The sequence below is a fragment of the Croceicoccus marinus genome (genome assembly GCF_001661675.2).
Classification (GTDB): Bacteria; Pseudomonadota; Alphaproteobacteria; order Sphingomonadales; family Sphingomonadaceae; genus Croceicoccus; species Croceicoccus marinus.
The window spans coordinates 1935482-1952681 of record NZ_CP019602.1 but is presented as its reverse complement, the minus strand read 5'-3'; the positions used below and the strand labels follow the sequence as shown (position 1 = coordinate 1952681).

General features: G+C 66.4%; 25 protein-coding genes and 1 riboswitch. Of the genes, 11 read left to right on the top strand and 14 right to left on the bottom strand.

The features are described from left to right. Nucleotides 1-7: 7 nt before the first annotated feature. Nucleotides 8-1225, bottom strand: a complete 1218-nt coding sequence (gene crtY, locus A9D14_RS09295) for a lycopene beta-cyclase CrtY (protein ID WP_066845612.1) — start codon at nucleotides 1223-1225, stop codon at nucleotides 8-10. Between the two features lie 134 nt (nucleotides 1226-1359). Beyond that, nucleotides 1360-1468: riboswitch (TPP riboswitch) on the top strand. 78 nt (nucleotides 1469-1546) lie between these two features. On the opposite strand from crtY, the gene A9D14_RS09290 reads away from it, so the two are divergent. The 5 genes from A9D14_RS09290 (at nucleotide 1547) to A9D14_RS19810 (ending at nucleotide 5027) form a co-directional block, all read left to right on the top strand. Continuing rightward, nucleotides 1547-1963, top strand: coding sequence for a hypothetical protein (locus A9D14_RS09290; RefSeq protein WP_232468487.1), 417 nt, complete (start codon nucleotides 1547-1549; stop codon nucleotides 1961-1963). Nucleotides 1964-1993: 30 nt separating this feature from the next. After that, on the top strand, nucleotides 1994-3874 hold the full coding sequence (gene thiC, locus A9D14_RS09285; protein WP_066845606.1) for a phosphomethylpyrimidine synthase ThiC: 1881 nt from the start codon (nucleotides 1994-1996) through the stop codon (nucleotides 3872-3874). A gap of 91 nt (nucleotides 3875-3965) precedes the next feature. Then, nucleotides 3966-4433, top strand: coding sequence for a RidA family protein (locus tag A9D14_RS09280; RefSeq protein WP_198301998.1), 468 nt, complete (start codon nucleotides 3966-3968; stop codon nucleotides 4431-4433). Nucleotides 4434-4568: 135 nt separating this feature from the next. Beyond that, entirely contained in the window at nucleotides 4569-4796 is a 228-nt protein-coding gene (locus A9D14_RS09275) for a hypothetical protein (protein ID WP_232468486.1), read from the top strand. An 84-nt stretch (nucleotides 4797-4880) separates the two neighbouring features. Further along, nucleotides 4881-5027 carry a hypothetical protein gene (locus A9D14_RS19810; protein ID WP_198301997.1) on the top strand — a complete coding sequence of 49 codons (147 nt, stop codon included), beginning with the start codon at nucleotides 4881-4883 and terminating at the stop codon, nucleotides 5025-5027. Between the two features lie 48 nt (nucleotides 5028-5075). Here A9D14_RS19810 and A9D14_RS20280 read toward each other — a convergent pair whose 3' ends face one another. From A9D14_RS20280 to A9D14_RS09260, 4 genes are all read right to left on the bottom strand, one after another. After that, nucleotides 5076-5210, bottom strand: a complete 135-nt coding sequence (locus A9D14_RS20280; protein WP_269769190.1) for a hypothetical protein — start codon at nucleotides 5208-5210, stop codon at nucleotides 5076-5078. A gap of 110 nt (nucleotides 5211-5320) precedes the next feature. Then, entirely contained in the window at nucleotides 5321-5806 is a 486-nt protein-coding gene (locus A9D14_RS09270; protein WP_198301996.1) for a YaiI/YqxD family protein, read from the bottom strand. A 47-nt stretch (nucleotides 5807-5853) separates the two neighbouring features. After that, nucleotides 5854-6456: a pyroglutamyl-peptidase I gene (locus tag A9D14_RS09265; RefSeq protein ID WP_157668184.1), complete on the bottom strand. Its 603-nt coding sequence runs from the start codon at nucleotides 6454-6456 to the stop codon at nucleotides 5854-5856. A gap of 242 nt (nucleotides 6457-6698) precedes the next feature. Beyond that, nucleotides 6699-7124 carry an OsmC family protein gene (locus A9D14_RS09260; RefSeq protein WP_066848743.1) on the bottom strand — a complete coding sequence of 142 codons (426 nt, stop codon included), beginning with the start codon at nucleotides 7122-7124 and terminating at the stop codon, nucleotides 6699-6701. Between the two features lie 178 nt (nucleotides 7125-7302). On the opposite strand from A9D14_RS09260, the gene A9D14_RS09255 reads away from it, so the two are divergent. Further along, nucleotides 7303-7677: a hypothetical protein gene (locus A9D14_RS09255; protein WP_198301995.1), complete on the top strand. Its 375-nt coding sequence runs from the start codon at nucleotides 7303-7305 to the stop codon at nucleotides 7675-7677. A 47-nt stretch (nucleotides 7678-7724) separates the two neighbouring features. On the opposite strand, the gene A9D14_RS09250 is transcribed toward A9D14_RS09255, so the two are convergent. After that, nucleotides 7725-7949 (bottom strand): DUF2061 domain-containing protein, encoded by a 225-nt coding sequence (locus tag A9D14_RS09250; RefSeq protein WP_066845600.1) that lies wholly within the window; start codon nucleotides 7947-7949, stop codon nucleotides 7725-7727. Nucleotides 7950-8380: 431 nt separating this feature from the next. Here A9D14_RS09250 and A9D14_RS09245 point away from each other — a divergent pair, with 431 nt between their 5' ends. Both A9D14_RS09245 and A9D14_RS09240 read left to right on the top strand, forming a co-directional pair. Further along, nucleotides 8381-8986: a YbhB/YbcL family Raf kinase inhibitor-like protein gene (locus A9D14_RS09245; RefSeq protein ID WP_066848737.1), complete on the top strand. Its 606-nt coding sequence runs from the start codon at nucleotides 8381-8383 to the stop codon at nucleotides 8984-8986. A gap of 77 nt (nucleotides 8987-9063) precedes the next feature. After that, nucleotides 9064-9315: an SWIB/MDM2 domain-containing protein gene (locus tag A9D14_RS09240; RefSeq protein WP_066845597.1), complete on the top strand. Its 252-nt coding sequence runs from the start codon at nucleotides 9064-9066 to the stop codon at nucleotides 9313-9315. A gap of 57 nt (nucleotides 9316-9372) precedes the next feature. Here A9D14_RS09240 and A9D14_RS09235 read toward each other — a convergent pair whose 3' ends face one another. The 5 genes from A9D14_RS09235 to dapD form a co-directional block, all read right to left on the bottom strand. Further along, the gene (locus tag A9D14_RS09235) at nucleotides 9373-9849 is read right to left on the bottom strand and encodes an ion channel (RefSeq protein WP_232468485.1); all 477 of its coding nucleotides are present in this window, start codon (nucleotides 9847-9849) and stop codon (nucleotides 9373-9375) included. A gap of 118 nt (nucleotides 9850-9967) precedes the next feature. Next, nucleotides 9968-10150 (bottom strand): DUF3008 family protein, encoded by a 183-nt coding sequence (locus A9D14_RS09230; protein ID WP_066845594.1) that lies wholly within the window; start codon nucleotides 10148-10150, stop codon nucleotides 9968-9970. Beyond that, complete coding sequence (locus A9D14_RS09225) at nucleotides 10150-10380, bottom strand: hypervirulence associated TUDOR domain-containing protein (protein WP_066845591.1); 231 nt, start codon at nucleotides 10378-10380, stop codon at nucleotides 10150-10152. Before A9D14_RS09225 ends, A9D14_RS09230 begins: the two co-directional genes overlap by 1 nt. Nucleotides 10381-10407: 27 nt before the next feature. Next, a complete protein-coding gene (locus tag A9D14_RS09220; protein ID WP_066845588.1) occupies nucleotides 10408-10698 on the bottom strand; it encodes a hypothetical protein in 291 nt (96 codons plus the stop codon). Nucleotides 10699-10846: 148 nt separating this feature from the next. Next, nucleotides 10847-11689 (bottom strand): 2,3,4,5-tetrahydropyridine-2,6-dicarboxylate N-succinyltransferase, encoded by an 843-nt coding sequence (gene dapD, locus A9D14_RS09215; protein ID WP_066845585.1) that lies wholly within the window; start codon nucleotides 11687-11689, stop codon nucleotides 10847-10849. A 296-nt stretch (nucleotides 11690-11985) separates the two neighbouring features. Between dapD and A9D14_RS09210 the strand changes: the two genes are divergently transcribed. Then, on the top strand, nucleotides 11986-14343 hold the full coding sequence (locus A9D14_RS09210) for a S8 family peptidase (protein ID WP_157668183.1): 2358 nt from the start codon (nucleotides 11986-11988) through the stop codon (nucleotides 14341-14343). A 17-nt stretch (nucleotides 14344-14360) separates the two neighbouring features. Here A9D14_RS09210 and gmk read toward each other — a convergent pair whose 3' ends face one another. The 3 genes from gmk to A9D14_RS09195 all read right to left on the bottom strand — a co-directional run bounded on the left by gmk (nucleotide 14361) and on the right by A9D14_RS09195 (nucleotide 16090). Further along, nucleotides 14361-15035: a guanylate kinase gene (gmk, locus tag A9D14_RS09205; RefSeq protein ID WP_066845581.1), complete on the bottom strand. Its 675-nt coding sequence runs from the start codon at nucleotides 15033-15035 to the stop codon at nucleotides 14361-14363. A 96-nt stretch (nucleotides 15036-15131) separates the two neighbouring features. Beyond that, nucleotides 15132-15533 carry a hypothetical protein gene (locus A9D14_RS09200; protein ID WP_066845579.1) on the bottom strand — a complete coding sequence of 134 codons (402 nt, stop codon included), beginning with the start codon at nucleotides 15531-15533 and terminating at the stop codon, nucleotides 15132-15134. A 47-nt stretch (nucleotides 15534-15580) separates the two neighbouring features. Then, entirely contained in the window at nucleotides 15581-16090 is a 510-nt protein-coding gene (locus A9D14_RS09195; RefSeq protein WP_066845576.1) for an SspB family protein, read from the bottom strand. A 185-nt stretch (nucleotides 16091-16275) separates the two neighbouring features. Here A9D14_RS09195 and hisB point away from each other — a divergent pair, with 185 nt between their 5' ends. Continuing rightward, the gene (gene hisB / locus A9D14_RS09190) at nucleotides 16276-16902 is read left to right on the top strand and encodes an imidazoleglycerol-phosphate dehydratase HisB (RefSeq protein ID WP_066845573.1); all 627 of its coding nucleotides are present in this window, start codon (nucleotides 16276-16278) and stop codon (nucleotides 16900-16902) included. 6 nt (nucleotides 16903-16908) lie between these two features. After that, nucleotides 16909-17193: a YciI family protein gene (locus A9D14_RS09185; RefSeq protein WP_066845570.1), complete on the top strand. Its 285-nt coding sequence runs from the start codon at nucleotides 16909-16911 to the stop codon at nucleotides 17191-17193. Nucleotides 17194-17200 lie beyond the last annotated feature (7 nt).

Genomic DNA, 17200 nt, shown 5'->3' with positions numbered 1-17200 from the left:
ATGATCCTCAGGAAATCTTGGCTGGTTGCAGCTGGGCATCTGGATTGAGCGAAGTGGGTGCGCCGACGCCGGCCAGCACCAGGGCCGCCTTCGCCAGGGGAACGGGCGGGCGTCCGGCCAGCACCCGCGCCATGTCGGCCGCGGTGCTGCGACCGGCGTAGAAACGTTCGATCAGCCCTTCGTTCAGGCGGTAGAAGCGCTGCAGCACGCGGTAGCGGCGGTCGGGCTTCGCCGCGCCGAACAGCATCGCCGCCAGCATGCGATAGAACCGCCCGCGCTGCCAGTGCGCCCTGGCATAGCGGTGCGACGCTGCGGCGATGGCCGCCCCGTCCAGCGCGGGCAGCGCGGCGACATGGCTGGCAAAGCGCACCGCATCGGGCAGCGAATAGCTGGTGAGCGGCTGGAACAGCCCCGCGCGCACCCCCGCCAGCGCCACGCCATGCGGAACATCCTGCCACAGCGCCGCGAAATCGCCGCCGGTGACGACGGGCAGCACGCCCGTCTCCTGGCGCGAGACGGAGGTGACCTGCCAGCCCTTCGCCGCGGCATATTCCGCGATCCGCCCCGCCAGAAGCTCGCTGTCGAGCGCAGGATCGTCGGCGTAATAGGTATCCTCGACGAACAGCGATGACGGGCCGAAGGGCAGCACATAGACGAAGCGATAGCCGCCGAGCTGCGCGACACTGGCATCCATCACCACCGGGCGGGTAAGCCCGTGCGGCGCGTCCAGTTCCAGCATCTGCCCCGCGAATTTCTGCCAGCCGCCCTGCAGCGCGGACAATTGTTCGCCGCCCAGGCCGCGCGCATCGACCACCGCGCCCGCCGCGATCCGGTCCCCCGATCGCAGCGTGACGCCCCCCGCGTCCAGCGTTTCGACCCGCGCATCGGTGAACACCGCGCCGCGCGGCATCGCCTGTTCGACCGCGGCAGCAAGATTTTCCGACGCGATCGATCGATATTGCGTGGGCAGGGTGCGGCGATATTCGGGAAAGGCGACGTCATAGCCCCGGTCCCAGCGCGCCGCTGCCAGCGGTTCGACCAGCGCGCGGTCGGCCGGATCGATGTCGCTGGCGAAGAAGGACCAGATGTGATGCCCACCGATGGCCGGCCCGCCCTCTATCAGCGCGACCGAGAGTTCGGGGCGCCGCGCCCGCAGCGCCAGCGCGATCAAGGCGCCCGAAAGTCCGCCGCCCGCAATGGCGATATCGAAATGCTGCGCACCCATCCCGGCCTGCTTAGAGGCAGATGGCGCCGCCAGCCATAGGAAATCGCCGCCCGCGCACCTGCCCCTTGGGACCTCTTTACCGCGGCGACCTTGTCAGCCCTCTTTACCAAGGGGTCCGCACCCCCTATCATCGCACCCGTACCCCGGGGAGCCTGCTTTGGCTGAGAGGTGGGCGTAGCGGCCCGCGACCCGTTGAACCTGAACCCGTTAGCACGGGCGGAGGGAAGGGCAGCCGCGCGGCACACGCAAAAAGACCGCCGTACTCCTTCCTGCCATGACATGGGCCGCCCGATAATGCCGGGCGGAAAAGGAAGGAGAGCCTTGTCCGAACTCGACCCCGCAAGCGCCTTCGATGCGACGGCATGGACCGCGATGTTCCTTGGCCTGTTCTCGGTCTTCGCGTCCATCGGCGCGCTGCGCCAGCGCGGCGCATGGCAGCGGCTGGTCGCGGAAGTCGAACGCTCGCCCGCGCTGCAGATGATTTCAGGCGTGGCGGAAATGGCGGCGGGCGCGGCGATCTATCTGGCCAATCCCTGGCTGCCGGGCGACATCCTTGCGTGCCTCATGAAACTCATCGGCGGGCTGATGGTGCTGGAAGCGCTGGTCGTCGCGGGATTTTCCGACATCTATTTCCACTTCTGGCTCAAGAACCTGGCCTTCATGCACCGGGCCTGGGCCATCGTCACCCTGCTGATCGGCGCGGTACTGACCGTGGCGGGCAGCCTGCATTTTTCCTGAACCTACCTTCCCCTGAAAGGTTTTCTTCCCATGGCGGACATCAACAGCAAGCTTGAAATCGGCGTCACCACCGGCCCCATTCGCGGGTCGAAAAAGGTGCATGTCGCGGCCCATTCCGGCAGCGGCGTGCGCGTCGCCATGCGCGAAATTTCGCTGGAAGGGGGCGAGGAACCGGTCCGCGTCTACGACACCAGCGGCCCCTATACCGACAGCAATGCGTCGATCGACATCCAGGCTGGCCTGCCGCAACTGCGCCGCGACTGGATCATGGGCCGCGGAGACGTCGAGGGATATGACGCGCGAGAGATCCGGCCCGAAGACAACGGCCAATTGGGCCCCGACCGCAGCGGCGGCGTGCCCCCGTTCCCCAAGGTGGTGAAGCGCCCGCTGCGCGCCAGGGCGGGCCGGAACGTCAGCCAGATGCACTATGCGCGGCAGGGCATCATCACCCCCGAAATGGAATATGTGGCCGAGCGCGAGAACCTGGGCCGCGAATATGTCCGCCGCGAGATCGAGGGCAATTCGTGGGGCGCGGCGATCCCCGAATATGTCACCCCCGAATTCGTGCGTGACGAGATTGCGCGCGGCCGCGCCATCATCCCCAACAACATCAACCACCCCGAGACCGAGCCGATGGCGATCGGTCGCAACTTCCTGGTCAAGATCAACGCCAATATCGGCAATTCCGCCGTGGCGTCCGACGTGGCGAGCGAAGTCGACAAGATGGTCTGGTCGATCCGCTGGGGCGCGGACACGGTGATGGACCTGTCGACGGGCCGCAACATCCACGACACGCGCGAATGGATCATCCGCAATTCGCCCGTGCCGATCGGCACCGTGCCGATCTATCAGGCGCTGGAAAAGGTCGGCGGCATCGCCGAGGAGCTGACCTGGGAAGTCTTCCGCGACACCTTGATCGAACAGGCCGAGCAGGGCGTCGACTATTTCACGATCCACGCGGGCGTGCGCCTGCCCTATGTGCCGCTGGCGGCCAAGCGCGTGACCGGCATCGTGTCGCGCGGCGGTTCGATCATGGCGAAATGGTGCCTCGCGCACCACAAGGAGAGCTTCCTCTACGAGAATTTCGACGAGATCACCGAGATTTGCAAGGCATACGACATCGCCTATTCGCTGGGCGACGGCCTGCGCCCCGGTTCGATTGCCGACGCCAATGACGAGGCGCAGTTCGCCGAACTCTACACGCTGGGCGAGCTGACCAAGCGCGCATGGGCGCAGGACGTTCAGGTGATGATCGAAGGCCCCGGCCACGTGCCGATGCACAAGATCAAGGAGAACATGGACAAGCAGCTGGAAGCCTGCGGCGAGGCCCCGTTCTACACGCTTGGGCCCCTGGTCACCGACATCGCGCCGGGATACGACCACATCACCAGCGGCATCGGCGCGGCGCAGATCGGCTGGTACGGCACGGCGATGCTCTGCTACGTCACGCCCAAGGAACACCTTGGGCTGCCCGACCGCGACGACGTGAAGGTCGGCGTCGTCACCTACAAGCTGGCCGCCCACGCGGCGGATCTCGCCAAGGGCCACCCGGCGGCGCAGGTGCGCGACGATGCCTTGAGCAAGGCGCGGTTCGAGTTCCGCTGGCGCGACCAGTTCAACCTGTCGCTCGATCCCGACACGGCGGAGCAGTACCACGACCAGACGCTTCCGGCCGAAGGCGCCAAGACCGCGCATTTCTGCTCGATGTGCGGGCCCAAGTTCTGCTCGATGAAGATCAGCCAGGAAGTGCGCGAATTCGCCGCCAAGCAGAATTCCGACAGCTTCCTCGCCAGCGAGAACCTGAAGGGCGAAACCCCGCCCGCCGAACGCCGCAGCGCCGAGGAAGGCATGGAGGAAATGGCCGAGAAATACCGCGACGGCGGCGACCTCTACGTTCCGGCCAAGGACTGATCGCCTTGCCCTGCTGACATGACCGGTGCAGTCTCCCCTTTTTTGCAGGGGGAGGCTGCCACGTCCCCCTCCATTCAGGGGGAATTTGCCCATGTCGCGTGCGTTCTTTTCGGCTGCCGCGCTGACGCTGGCGATCTTCGGCCCCCAAGCCGCATCGGCTCAGGACGCCAAGCAGACCATCATGCCCGAAGACCCCGACGCGCTCGCGTTCCAGCAGGCGGTGGGCTATTCGGACGCGGTCGTCGCCGGCGATCTGGTGATCCTGTCGGGCGTCGTCGCCGGGCCCGCGGACGGCGATGAGGGCATGGAACCCGGCTTCGCCCGCGCATTCGACCGGATCGCCCGCACGCTGGAACGCGCCGGGGTCGGCTGGGACGACGTGGTCGAGATCCAGACCTTCCACACCGATCTCCCCGCCCAGATCGACACATTTGCCGAGGTCAAGAACCGCTACGTCAAGGCGCCTTTCCCGGCATGGACCGCCATCGGCATCACCGCTCTGTACGAACCGAGCGCGCTGGTCGAGATCAAGGTGACCGCCTACAGGGGTGGCAGATAGCTGCGAACGAAAGGGCAGGGGGCCATGACCGAAACAAGCGCGATAACCACCGACGCGGCGCTGGACGAGGACCGCGAGCGCCGCAGCCTGCCGCGCATCGGGCTGGTGCTGACCGCGATCTAGGTCGCGGGGCTGGTGATCTATCTGTGGGCGCAGGGGCAGAACCCCGCCAGCCTCGACCTGAACGAGCTTGGCGACTTCCTGGGCGGCGTGTCCAGTCCGCTGGCGTTCCTGTGGCTGGTGCTGGGCTTCTTCCAGCAGGGGCGCGAGATTCGCCTGTCGAACAAGGCGCTCAAGCTGCAGGCCGCCGAGATGCGCCGCTCGGTCGACGAGCATCGGCGGCTGGCGGGCGGCGGCGACTGAGCCGAACCGTAGATGGCCGCGCGCCGACGAAGTACCGATCCGCCCGACTAGCCAGCGCGGCGCGAAACGCGCATAGGAGCGCTCATGGCCGATCTCTATCTCAAGAATCTCGAATCCGAACGCCGCCAGCTGTGGGCGACCTGCCGCCTGAAGGGGCTGCCCAAGGATTCGCCCGAACGCCAGCGCATCGTCCAGATCGACGAGGCGATCGCCGCGCACAAGGCGCGCTGAAGCCCGGCTGCGCTGTCCGGCGGTCCATGCCGCCGGACGAGGCTGCGATCAGCCGTTCTTCAAATTCTCCAGCCCCTTGATCCCGCCCGGCTTCAGGCTGGGCTGCGAGGCGTTCGTCTTGGGCCCCTTTTCGGCCTTGGGTTTGCGGATTTCCTTGTTCGACTTGCGTTGGCCCTTGGCCATGTCCGTTCCAATCGGGGCGGAATGCCCCCGCCCGCATCATAGCGGTAACCGCCGATAACATGGCACGAATTCTGCGGCGCCCGGACCGGCTCGCAGATAAACCCGCTTGTTCAGCCCGGCATCCGCGACAGCGCCACCATAACCCGGTCCAATGCCTGCAGGAAATTCGATCGGTCCGCCTTGCCGAACGGCGGAGGCCCGCCGGTCACGCCGTCCATGCCCGACCGCAGATCGGCCATGATCGCGCGCATCGCGACCGCGCTGCCGATCCCGGCCTTGTCGAAGATCTTGCCATTATGCGCCAGCACCCTGGCGCCCGCCTTCAGGCAGCGGTCGGCCAGCAATATGTCGGCGGTGACGACCACGCAGCGCGGGCCGACCCGCGCCGCTTCCTCGGCGATCCAGTCGTCGGCGGCGTCGAACCCGTCATCCACCACCACGCGGTGGATGCTGGGATCCTGCGGAATGCGGAACGCGGCATTGCTGACGACGAAAACCTCGGCGCGATAGCGCGCGGCGACGCGGTAGATCTCGTCCTTCACCGGGCAGGCGTCGGCGTCGACAAGGATCGTCAGGATTGAAGGTCGGTCATTCATCAGGCGGGCTGTAGGCCAGTGAAGCGCAGCACGCCAAGCCCCGCTCCTCAGCGCAGCAATTCGCCCGCCAGCACGCCCAGCCCGCGCTGCAGGTCGGCCAGTTCCAGCGCGGCGGCGCTCGTTGCGGCCAGCGCACTGCCCGCCAGCGCCGGTATATGCACGAACAATGCGCGCGTATCGGCGCCGCTTTCGTCCAGCGCCGCCAGCGCGTGGTAATAGAGGTGATTGCACACATAGCCGCCCGCATCGTCCGACGGCGCGCAGGCCAGCCCGGCGCTTTCCACCGCGGCGCACAGATCGTCGATGTCGCAACGCGCGGGCAAATGATGCAGCGGATCGGCGCTTTCGGGGGGCATCGCGCCTCTCGCATCGGGAAGCGCCGCGGTGCAGGCGTTGCTGGCGCGGCTTTCCAGCACCAGCCCGGCGGCGCGCGCGCTGAAGCCGGTCATGATCAGCACGCGCGGCGGGCTGGCCAGAACGGATCGCAGCGCGGCGGGCGCATCGCCATAGCGCGTCGGCACGATGACAGCCTCCGCCCGTTGCAGGACCGGATCGCCGCATGAGTCCAGCGAGCGGACCAGCACCTCGGTCGGGTTCTCGGCCACGCCGGGAAAGGGCTGGAAGCCGGTGATGACAAGCTGCCGCGTCATGGCCGCCATGCTCCTTCGGTGGGGGCCTTGCGGCGTGCAGAAACCACTGTCCTACATGGCGGCGAAATGCGACCGCTGGCCTCATGCCGAACGCCCGCCATCCCGCGCATTTTCCCGCCTCCGCCCGGTGCCAACCGAAGGCGGGAAACCCGCGCAATTCCGGGGCGCGGAGAGGGGCGACACACCCTGTAGGATGTGTCGCCTGTGTCAACCGGATGGGGACAGGTTCTCGGTCCGATCGCTCAGCCCTCGAATTCGGTTTCCAGCGTGATCTCGCAGCTCAGCAGTTTCGAGATCGGGCAGTTCGCCTTGGCTTCGGCGGCGATTTTCTCGAACTCGGCCTTGTCCATGCCGGCGACCCTGGCCTTCATGCTCAGCGCGCTTTTCGTCACGGTGAAGCCGTCGCCGTCCTTTTCTAGCGTCACGTCGCAGTTGGTGTCCAGCATGCCATCGGTATGCCCCGCCTTGGCCAGCGCGAAGCTGGTCGCCATGGTGAAGCAGCTGGCATGGGCGGCGGCGATCATTTCCTCGGGGTTGGTGCCGGGGCCCGATTCGAAGCGGCTGTTGAAGCCATAGGGCGCATCGAGCGCGCCGGACTTCGTGGCGACATGGCCCTTGCCATCCTTGCCAAGGCCTTCGTAGCGGGCGGTTGCACTATTGACGGTCATATCGGGGTTCCTTCCAGACGGGATGTCCTGTGTCCGAACAGCGCGCGAGCGCGGCCGATGTTCCGGCGCGCAGCGATAGCGCTTGTATGTCGGGCGGCAGAGGCGGATAAGCGCAGGATCCATGCACGCCGGATGGCTGGCATGCCCTCTTTCCCCATATTCCAGGATTATGCGCGCCATGCCTACCGTGACCACGCCGACTGCCGCCGTGCCCGATACGATGATGCCGTTCGGCCAGATGCCCTTTGGCCAGATGCCATTCGGACAAATGATGGACCCGCTCGCGATGTCGCGCCTTGCGTTCGACTGGTGGCGGCTGTGCATCGAATCCTCGCAAGTGATCGCGCTGCGTTCGATGCGGATGATGCAGGGCGGCGCCGTGGCCCAGCGCGAGGCGGTGCGCATGGTGTCGGAAAAATGGGAAACCGCGGCATTGCTGGGCATGAGTGCCGCGACCGGGCAGGCGGGCAATACGCCCGAAGCCGCGATGCGCGGCGCAATGCAGCGCTATCAGACCAAGGTTTCGGCCAATCGCCGGCGCCTCTCGCGCTAGGATCGGTCCCGCCCGGATCAGTCCTGCCCGGATTAGCCTCGCGAGATTTAGGCCGCCGCCGCGCCGTGCCGGTGGGTAAGCAGGTCCAGGAAACGGATCTCGCCGCGCCATGCACGTTCGTGGAAGAAGAACACCACCGCGTTCACGCATGGCTCGACCAGCGCGATCCCGCTTGCCAGCGCAAGGCTGCCGGTAAAGGCATAGGCCACCGCGAAGCCCACCATCAGGTGCAGGCAAAGGAAGCTGACGGTCTTGGCAAGATCGCGGGACATCGGGTGATCCTTGAACTGGTGACGCTCCTTCGTGGAGACACCGGGGATCTATTGCGAACGGCTCGCAAATGCCAGCGCGGAAATCCACTCGCTGTGATCGAACCGGTCGATGAACAGTGCGGGCTCATGAGGCAAAATCGATCAGGCGGTCGACCGGCGCGCCGATCACGCGACTCATCTGCCGTGCGGAAATGCCGCCGCCGCGAGCAAATTCGCTTTGCCCGGCGGTTCATCCTGCCCGCGCAATCACCGCGCAAGCGCATGGAATCGGGCCGATTCCGGCGTTTTCCCGCCTCTGTTGGGGATTACGGGCAGCGGCCCCCTTTCCGGGATCGCCGCTTCGTGCTTGGCCTAGGGTCTGGAACGACCGCGGGCCGGGGCTCGTTGCCCTCTTGAACAATGGCAAGCGAACCGCGCGCGAAAGGAACAAGATGCTTGAACACGTCCCCGAATGGCTTGGCGCCGCCCTGCACAATGTCCGCGCCGGACATAGCAAGCTGGCCGCCGTGAAACTGGGCGGCGACGGTGTGGTGGGTGCAGGCGGCATGGTGCTGACCTCCGCCGCGTTCGAAAATGGCGAGGAACTGGACCCCAGCTTCACCGCTGACGAGGAGGACGCCGTCGCGCCGCCGCTGGAATGGAACAACATCCAGGCCGCCGCACAGGAACTGGTGCTGATCGTCGAGGATCCGGACGCCCCGTCGCCCGAACCCTTCTGCCACTGGCTGGTATGGGGCCTTGCCCCCCAGCGGGGCAAGCTGATGGAGGGCGAGGTTCCGCCCAAGGTCGGCAAGAACTCCTATCAGAATTCCGAATGGCTGCTGCCCGACCCGCCCACGGGCCATGGCAAGCACGATTACGTGTTCCAGCTGTTCGCCGTCGACACCCCGATCGACCTCGCCCCCGGCGCGGGGCGCGGCGCCCTTATGAAGGCGATGGAAGGCCATGTCGTGTCGCTCGCGATCCTGAGCGCGACCTATGAACGCGGCGGGGAAATCAAGGATTGGGACGACATCGACCTCGAAGACGAGGATTGATGCCTGCCCGTTCGACCAAGCAAGATCCGGCCGCCCGGCAAGGGGGCCGCAACTCTCCTATGGAAAGGAAGTAACTAATGGCTGCCAAGAATAACGCGATCAACAAGCCCGTTCCCGTCTCGGCCGATCTGGAAGAGATCGTCGGCAAGGGCCCGATGCCGCGCGGCGAAGTGACCGCCAAGGTGTGGGAATATATCAAGAAGCACGACCTGCAGGCCGCCGACGACAAGCGCATGATCGAACCCGACGACAAGCTGGGCAAGGTCATCGGCACCGAGAAGATCTCGATGTTCAAGATGACGGCGGCGGTATCGAAGCACCTCGGCTGATCGGCATTGATCGGACAGGGCGGTCCCGCGGGGCCGCCCTGTATCATCGCCCCGGCGTCATAGCCTTGGCGGTCTGGGCTTCACGTCGATATGGCCCAGGATCCGCACGAAATAGGCTGTAGACCAGCCAAGCATGATGACCCCGGCAATGCTTTCAAGCGCCGCGACATTGCGCCACGCGGGCAGGATCAGCGCATCGCTGAACCCCACGGTGGAATAGCTGATCGTCGAGAAATACAGCGCCGACGACAAATCGGGCAAGGCGCCCACCGTCAGATAGAAGAACGCGTAGAGCCAGATTTCAAGCCCGTGGATGACGAACAGCGACAGCGCGATGATGATGGTCATGGCGATCCCGTGGACGGTAACGGGCGGCAGATGGGTGACGCGCCGCGGATCGTCGCTGGGCCGGATGAAGCGGGTGATCATGGCGAGGCCCAGCCCGTGGATGACAACGCAGGACGCACCAAGGACGCTGGCCGCAGTCAATTCCGCCGCAAGCTGATGATATTGCGCGCCGTCGATATCGTTCACAGAATGCCCACCCCCGCTGTATCATGGCCCAAACCGGAAGGTATGAGCCAATCCGGAGCATAAGGCAGGACCAGCGCGGTTAGAAGGGCTTCCCCGGATTACGGGGTCAGCCGGGCGATCAGGACTTGTGTTCGGGCAGGTCTTCGCGGCTGGTCGAGGCGATGTCTTCCAGCTCAGCTTCGCTCATGCTGTCGTACATCTCTTTCGAAGCGCCCTGCAGGTCGGACACCTTGGTATCGCCGCGCTTGGCGGAAAGGGCGGCACCGGCGGCCTTCTGCTGCGCCTTGGACTGTGCAGGCATTATCCCGCTCCTTCCAGTTCGGAACCGAGCTTTAGGACTTCGTCCCCATCGTCCTGCTCGATCAGATAGGCCGGATCGTCCTCGGTTCCGTGGCGCTTGACCTTCGATCCTTTGAGGGTTCGTTCGACATCGCGTTCGAACCGCTCCTTGATCTGGCCTTTGCCCTTGCCGCCGCCCCAGCTCCACTGGACGTGCTGATCGACCTGAAAACTGTTTTCCTTGTCGGCCATGCTGCGCTCCTAACCCGGCTTTCGCCTTTATTCGACCTCGGTCGTCTCTTCTTCGAAGGTGTATCCGTCCGCCATATTGCCCTCGACGCCCTGGTCCTCGCCAACCGCAGAGCCAGCCTCGGAGGGAACTGGCTGATTGGTGACCATGCCATTGTCTTCCACCTGGTCGGCGGAAAGCGCGCCACTCACCCAAGCGATGGTCATTGCCGCCGCCGCCAGAAACAGGCTGATCAGCAGGACATAGCGCACGATATGCGGGGTTGATCCGCCACGCGCTTCATTGGTGGTCAGATCGACCTCTTCGCCATGACGTTGCATCGTGATACTCCTCGACTTCAAAATACGATCCCGGGCCCAAGGGCGGCTACAGCGCCGCCCGCAGGCCTATTCATGAAGGAACGCGCGTCAGGAAGCTTTCGTTCCAGCTTCCGTCCAGCGCCAGCGCCGGGGTGCAGCGCCGCCCCGGTCAGGGCCGCAAAAGTTCGTTGATACCGGTCTTTGAACGGGTCTGCGCGTCCACGGTCTTGACGATCACCGCGCAATACAGCGACGGGCCGGGCGTGCCGTCGGGCAGCGGCTTGCCGGGCATCGAGCCGGGCACGACCACCGCATAGGGCGGCACCTTGCCGACATGCACTTCGCCGGTGTCGCGATCGATGATCTTGGTCGACGCGCCGATGAAGACACCCATCGACAGCACCGCGCCTTCGCCGATCGTCACGCCTTCGGCGACTTCGCTGCGGGCGCCGATGAAGGCACCGTCCTCGATGATGACGGGCCCGGCCTGCAGCGGCTCCAGCACGCCGCCGATCCCCGCGCCGCCCGAAATGTGGACGTTCTTGCCGATCTGCGCGCAGGACCCGACGGTGGCCCAGGTATCGACCATCGTGCCTTCATCGACATAGGCCCCGATATTGACGAAGCTGGGCATCAGCACCACGCCCCTGCCGATGAAGCTGCCGCGCCGCGCCACCGCGCCGGGCACCACGCGAAAGCCGTTCTCGGCGAAACGCCCGTCGGTCCAGCCTGCGAACTTCGACGGCACCTTGTCGAACGCGCTCTCGCCCGCCGAGCCATAGGGCACGATCTCGTTATCGTTCAGGCGGAAGGACAGCAGCACCGCCTTTTTCAGCCATTGGTTGACGGTCCACTCGCCGCCGGTCTTCTCGGCCACGCGCGCCTCACCCGAATCCAGCAGCGCCAGCGCTTCCTCGACATCCTTGCGCACGTCGGCGCTTTCGGGGGTGACATTGGCGCGATCGTCGAATGCGGCATCGATGCGGGCGATCAGCTCGGAACGGGTGGTCATGCTGGGCGGTCTCTTTCTGGTAACGATGGAGCCAGTCCGCCGACGCGGGCGGGCCGGGACGGCGCTCCGCCTATCGCCTCTGCCGCGGATGGGCAATGGCCGCGAAGCGATCCCGCGGCTTGCTTGAAGCGCCGGCACGCAGCCTATACGTAATTGCCGCTCGATTTTTCGTGGCGTTCGCGTCACTTATCGGGGATGGCCGGATCGTGGGGGCTTTTGGTCGATCGGGCAAGGCTTCGGGACGGGCGCGCGCAGCGTTTCCGTTCGACGTGGGAACAATCCTGCTGGGGGATGCGATGGATACCGGACGACCCGCGCGCTGCAGAGCGGCATACATGCTGGCGGCGCTGTCCGCACTGGCGATGCTGTCGGCCTGCGGCGGTGGCGGCGGTTCAGGCGGTGGTCCGATCTCGACGCCGACCCCGGCGCCTGCCCCGCAGCCCGCGCCAACGCCCGACATCGATTTCGATACGGCCGAATTCCGCCGCTCCGACGGGCCTGCGCTGCACGATGCGGTGGCCGCCTGGCAGGACGGTGCGACGGGCAGGGGCGTGGGCATCGCCATCATCGACACCGGCATCGATCCCGACAACCCGGAATTCGCGGGCCGCATTTCCAGCGCCTCGCGCGACGTGGCGGGGGACCGCGGCATCGATTCGCCCGACGGCCACGGCACGCAGGTCGCGCTGGTGGCGGCTGCGGCGCGCAACGACCGCGGCGTGATGGGCATGGCCTATGACGCAACCATCATCGCCTTTCGCGCCGATCTTCCCGGCACGTGCCAGGGGTTCGATCCCGTCAACCCGGTCACCGGCTGCAGCTTCAACGATAGCGACATCGCCCGCGGCGTGAACCTGGCGGTGTCCGCGGGCGCGCGGGTGATCAATATCTCGCTGGGCGGCTCCAACCCGTCCAGCGTGCTGCGCAGCGCGCTGGCCTCCGCCGCCGAGGCGGGGGCGGTGATCGTCGTGTCCGCTGGCAATGACGGAGAAGGCGGCGACCTGTCGATCGATCCGGAAAATCCCGATCCCTTCGCCATCGGCACGCTGCGCGCGGGCGGCGCCAATGTGATCATCGCCGGTTCGGTCGATGCCGAGGCGCAGATATCCTCGTTCAGCAACAAGGCGGGACGGTACGCCGCCTCGTTCCTGGCCGCGCAGGGCGAGGATGTGTGCTGCGTCTACCAGGACGGCCAAATCTATACCGAGACGCGGGACGGCACCGATTTCGTCTATGTCGTCAACGGAACCAGTTTCGCAGCGCCGCAGATTGCCGGCGCGGCGGCGCTGCTGGCGCAGGCGTTCCCCAATCTCAGCGGGGCCGAGATCGTCAGCCTGCTGCTGGACAACGCCCGCGATGCCGGAGAGCGCGGGACCGATGCGATCTACGGACGCGGCGTGCTGGACATCGGCGCGGCCTTCGCGCCAAGCGGGACGACCACGCTGGCCGGGCATGGCACGGCGCTGTCGCTGGCGACCGCCGCGGGCAGCGTCAGCCCCGCGATGGGGGACGCGGGACAGCAGGGCACGACCGGCGCGATCCTGCTCGACGGCTATGGGCGTGCCTATTCGGTCGATCTTGCCGGGCGGCTGCGCAGCGCCGCACCGCGCCGCGATTTCGCACGCTCGCTGATGGGCAGCGCGCGGGGTGCCAGCCTGCAGGCGGGCGGCCTGGGCGCATCCTTCGCGGTGGCCGATGGCATTCATGGCGGGCCGGGCGGCGGCCCCCCCCAGCTGCGCAGCGAGGATGCGGCGCAGGCACAGCTTCTCGCCGCGCGGATCAGCGCGCGGATCGCACCGGGGACCGAGGTCGCCTTCGGCTTCCGCCAGGGCGCGAGCGGGCTTGAGGCGAGCCTGCGCGGTGCGGATCGCCCGGCCTTTATGGTCGCGCAGGAACCGGGCACGGACCTGGGCTTCGCCGCGATGAACGCGGGTTCGATGGCGATACGCCGCGAGATGGGCGGCTGGGGCCTGACCCTGTCGGGAGAGGCTGGCGCGGTCTGGAACGAGCGGCTGGACGACGAGCTGGCGATCCTTCCGGCGCGGCGGAACCGACTGGCTCGCTACGGCGTGTCTGCCGATGCGCGAAAGGGCGCGATCGACGCATCGCTGGGCGCGTCCTGGCTGCACGAGGATACAACCCTGCTCGGCGGCAGCTTTCAAAGCGCGCTGGTGGGCCGGGGCGGCGCGGACAGCATGTTCCTCGATCTGGCGGCGGGCTGGGATGCCTCGCCCGGCTGGCGTTTCGGCCTGTCGGTGCGGCAGGGCCTGACGCGGCCCATCGCGGGCGGGCTGATGACCGATGCCGCGCTGCTGCACACCTCAGGCTGGAGCATCGATGCGGCACGCAGCGGCATCTTCACCCGGCAGGACAGGCTGGCCCTGCGCGTGTCGCAGCCGCTGCGGGTCGAATCGGGCGCGCTCGCGCTGAACCTGCCCGTCGCCTACGACTATGCCAGCGAAAGCGCGACCATGGGAATCTCGCGACTGTCGCTCAGCCCCACGGGGCGCGAGATCGCGACCGAATTGTCATGGGAGGGGCCGGTGTGGGGCGGAACAGCGGCGGCCAGCCTGTTCATGCGCCGCGACCCGGGCCACGTCGCGTCCGCCAGCGCGGACATGGGCGCGGGCCTGCGCTGGAGCCGCGCGTTCTAGACCCAGGAGGTGACGGATCAGGTGGGCGAACCTTCGCCGGTCAGCTGGCGGACGAAATTGACCAGCCCGGTCTGCCGCTCCCGGCGCATGCGCTCGGCGTCGAGGATGCGGCGCACCTTCTCGAAACAGCGGTCGATATCGTCATTGACCACGACGTAGTCGTAATCCGACCAATGGCTGATCTCGGCCCGCGCGCGATCCATGCGCGCCTCGATCACCTTCATGTCGTCGGTGCCGCGCGCCATCAGGCGGCGGCGCAGCTCGTCGATGCTGGGCGGCAGGATGAACACCGGCACGACATCCTCGCGCGCGCGCTGCGACAATTGCTGCGTGCCCTGCCAGTCGATGTCGAACAGGAAATCGGTGCCCGCCTTCAGCCCGGCCCAGATCTGGGCCTTGGGCGTGCCATAGCTATGGCCGAACACATGCGCCCATTCCAGAAACTCGTGATCGTCGGCCATGCGGTCGAAGGTCGGCTTGTCCACGAAATGATAATCGCGTCCGTCGACCTCGCCCGGCCGGATCGCACGCGTGGTGGCCGATACCGACAAGGCGACGCCTGGGTCCGATTGCAGCAGCTTGCGCGCAATCGTGGTCTTTCCCGCGCCCGAGGGCGAGGACAGGATGAACATCAGCCCGCGCCGGGCAAGCGCAGTGACGGGACGGGTATCGGACAAACGGGGATCGACCATGCGCGCTGATGGCCGGGCCTGGGGGCAGGCGTCAAGCGCCGAGAGTGTATTCTTCTATGCCAACGGCAAGCAGAGCCGTAAGCGGGCGCGCGCGATCTAGTCCTCCGCCTCGGCGATCCGCTTGTGCAGCGCCTTGCGCCCTTCGATCTTCGAGGAATGGCCCTTGCGCCGGTCATACAGCGCCTTGGCCAGCAATCCGCCGCCGATGACGACCGCACCCGGCACCGACCTCGTCGCGGCGCGGGCGACGGCCGCGGCCAGCAATGTCTCGCCGACCGAGCGGCCCGCCATTACCTTCTTCGCGTTTTCCTTGCTATAGCGTTTGCTCAGCATCTTCTGTTCCGTCACGCGGCGCGCGACGCGGCTTACGCCTCGCAGCGCGATGTCGGTCAGGATCAGATTTGTCATGGGATTGGGGCTGAACCCCGGCAGGCCGTTCTCGTCGGTTGCCTGCGTCGTGCGCTTTGCCTTTTTACGGCGCTTGCCAAATAATGCCATCAAATGCCCCCGGTCCGTGCGCTGCCAGAGGGATATAGTGGCAGCTTCTATTTCTTCTTGCCGAAGTCCACCGTCACGACATTGGAACCGTCGTCCGGCGTCTCTCCTCCCTCAACGCCGGTCGAACCACCCTGTTCCGAATCGTTCTCGGCATCGCCATGCGGCTCCGCGTCGTCCGCCTCGGCCACGGCCTGGAACTGCAGCCCGAACTCGACCGCCGGGTCGACGAAGGCGGTGATCGCCGAGAAGGGAATGACCAGCCGTGCCGGGATCTGGTTGAAGCTGAGCCCGACCGAGAAATGATCTGCGGCCACCGCCAGGTCCCAGAACTTGTTCTGGAGGACGATCGTCATCTCGTCCGGGAAACGCGCGCGCAGGTCGGCGGGAATCTCGACCCCGGCGGCGCCGGTCTTGAAGGTGATGTAGAAATGATGGCTGCCGGGCGGCAGGCCGCCCGCGGCCTCCACCTCTCCCAGCACGCGGCCCACGACGGCGCGCAGCGCTTCCTGCACGATCTCGTCGTAAGGGATCAGGCTGTCCGGCGTGGTGTCGTTCATGCGGATTGGATTGTCAGCAGCTTACCCGCCGGTCAAGCCGGAAAGGCGCGACCTGCACGACATTATCGACAGCGGTGAACAATTGTTGCCGGATTGGCCCCGCGCAGCCCCCGCGCATGACACGGTGCGAACGGCAGCGCGCAACCCCTTGCGCGGCGCGGGTTGAAGCCTATAGCGCCATAGCCATGCACAGCAGCCTTCCCGCACGCACCGGAACCGTCCGGCGCAAGACCCATGAGACCGATATCGACGTCGCGGTCGATCTCGATGGAACCGGCGCGTACCGGATCGAGACGGGCATCGGCTTTCTCGACCACATGATCGAGCAGTTCTCGCGCCATTCGCTGATCGACGTGAAGTTGCGCGTCGACGGCGACCTGCATGTCGACCAGCATCACACGGTGGAAGACAGCGCGATCGCGCTGGGCGAGGCGATTTCGCAGGCACTGGGCGAGAAGCGCGGGATCACCCGCTATGGCCACGCCTATTCGCCGATGGACGAGACGCTGGCCCGGGTGTCGCTTGACATCTCCGGCCGACCCTATCTGGTGTGGCGGGCCGGTTTCTCGCAGCCGCGGCTGGGCGAGATGGATACCGAACTGTTCGAGCACTGGTTCCATTCGGTCGCGCAGGCTGCGGGCATCACGCTGCACATCGAATTGCTCTACGGCCAGAACAACCACCACATCGTGGAGGCGATATACAAGGGTTTCGCCCGCGCCATGCGCTCTGCGGTGGAGATCGACCCGAGGAAGGGCGATGCGGTTCCGTCGACCAAGGGCATGCTCGGCACCGGCACGCTGGAGGTCTGACGCGCCATGTTCATTCTCGACATCACCTATACCGCCCCGACCGAACGGATGGACGAATTGCTGCCCGATCACGTCGCGTGGCTGGAAAAGGGCCGCGATGCGGGCCGCTTCGTCGCATGGGGCCGCAAGGTGCCGCGGACCGGCGGGATGGTCTTCGCCGTCGGGGTGCGCGTGGAGATCGAGGCGGAGGCGCAGCGCGATCCCTTTGTCGCGAACGGCGCCGCCAGCGTGACCGTTATCGAATTCGACGCCAAATTCGCGGCCGAGGGGCTAGAGGCGCTTCGGCGATGAAGGGCGG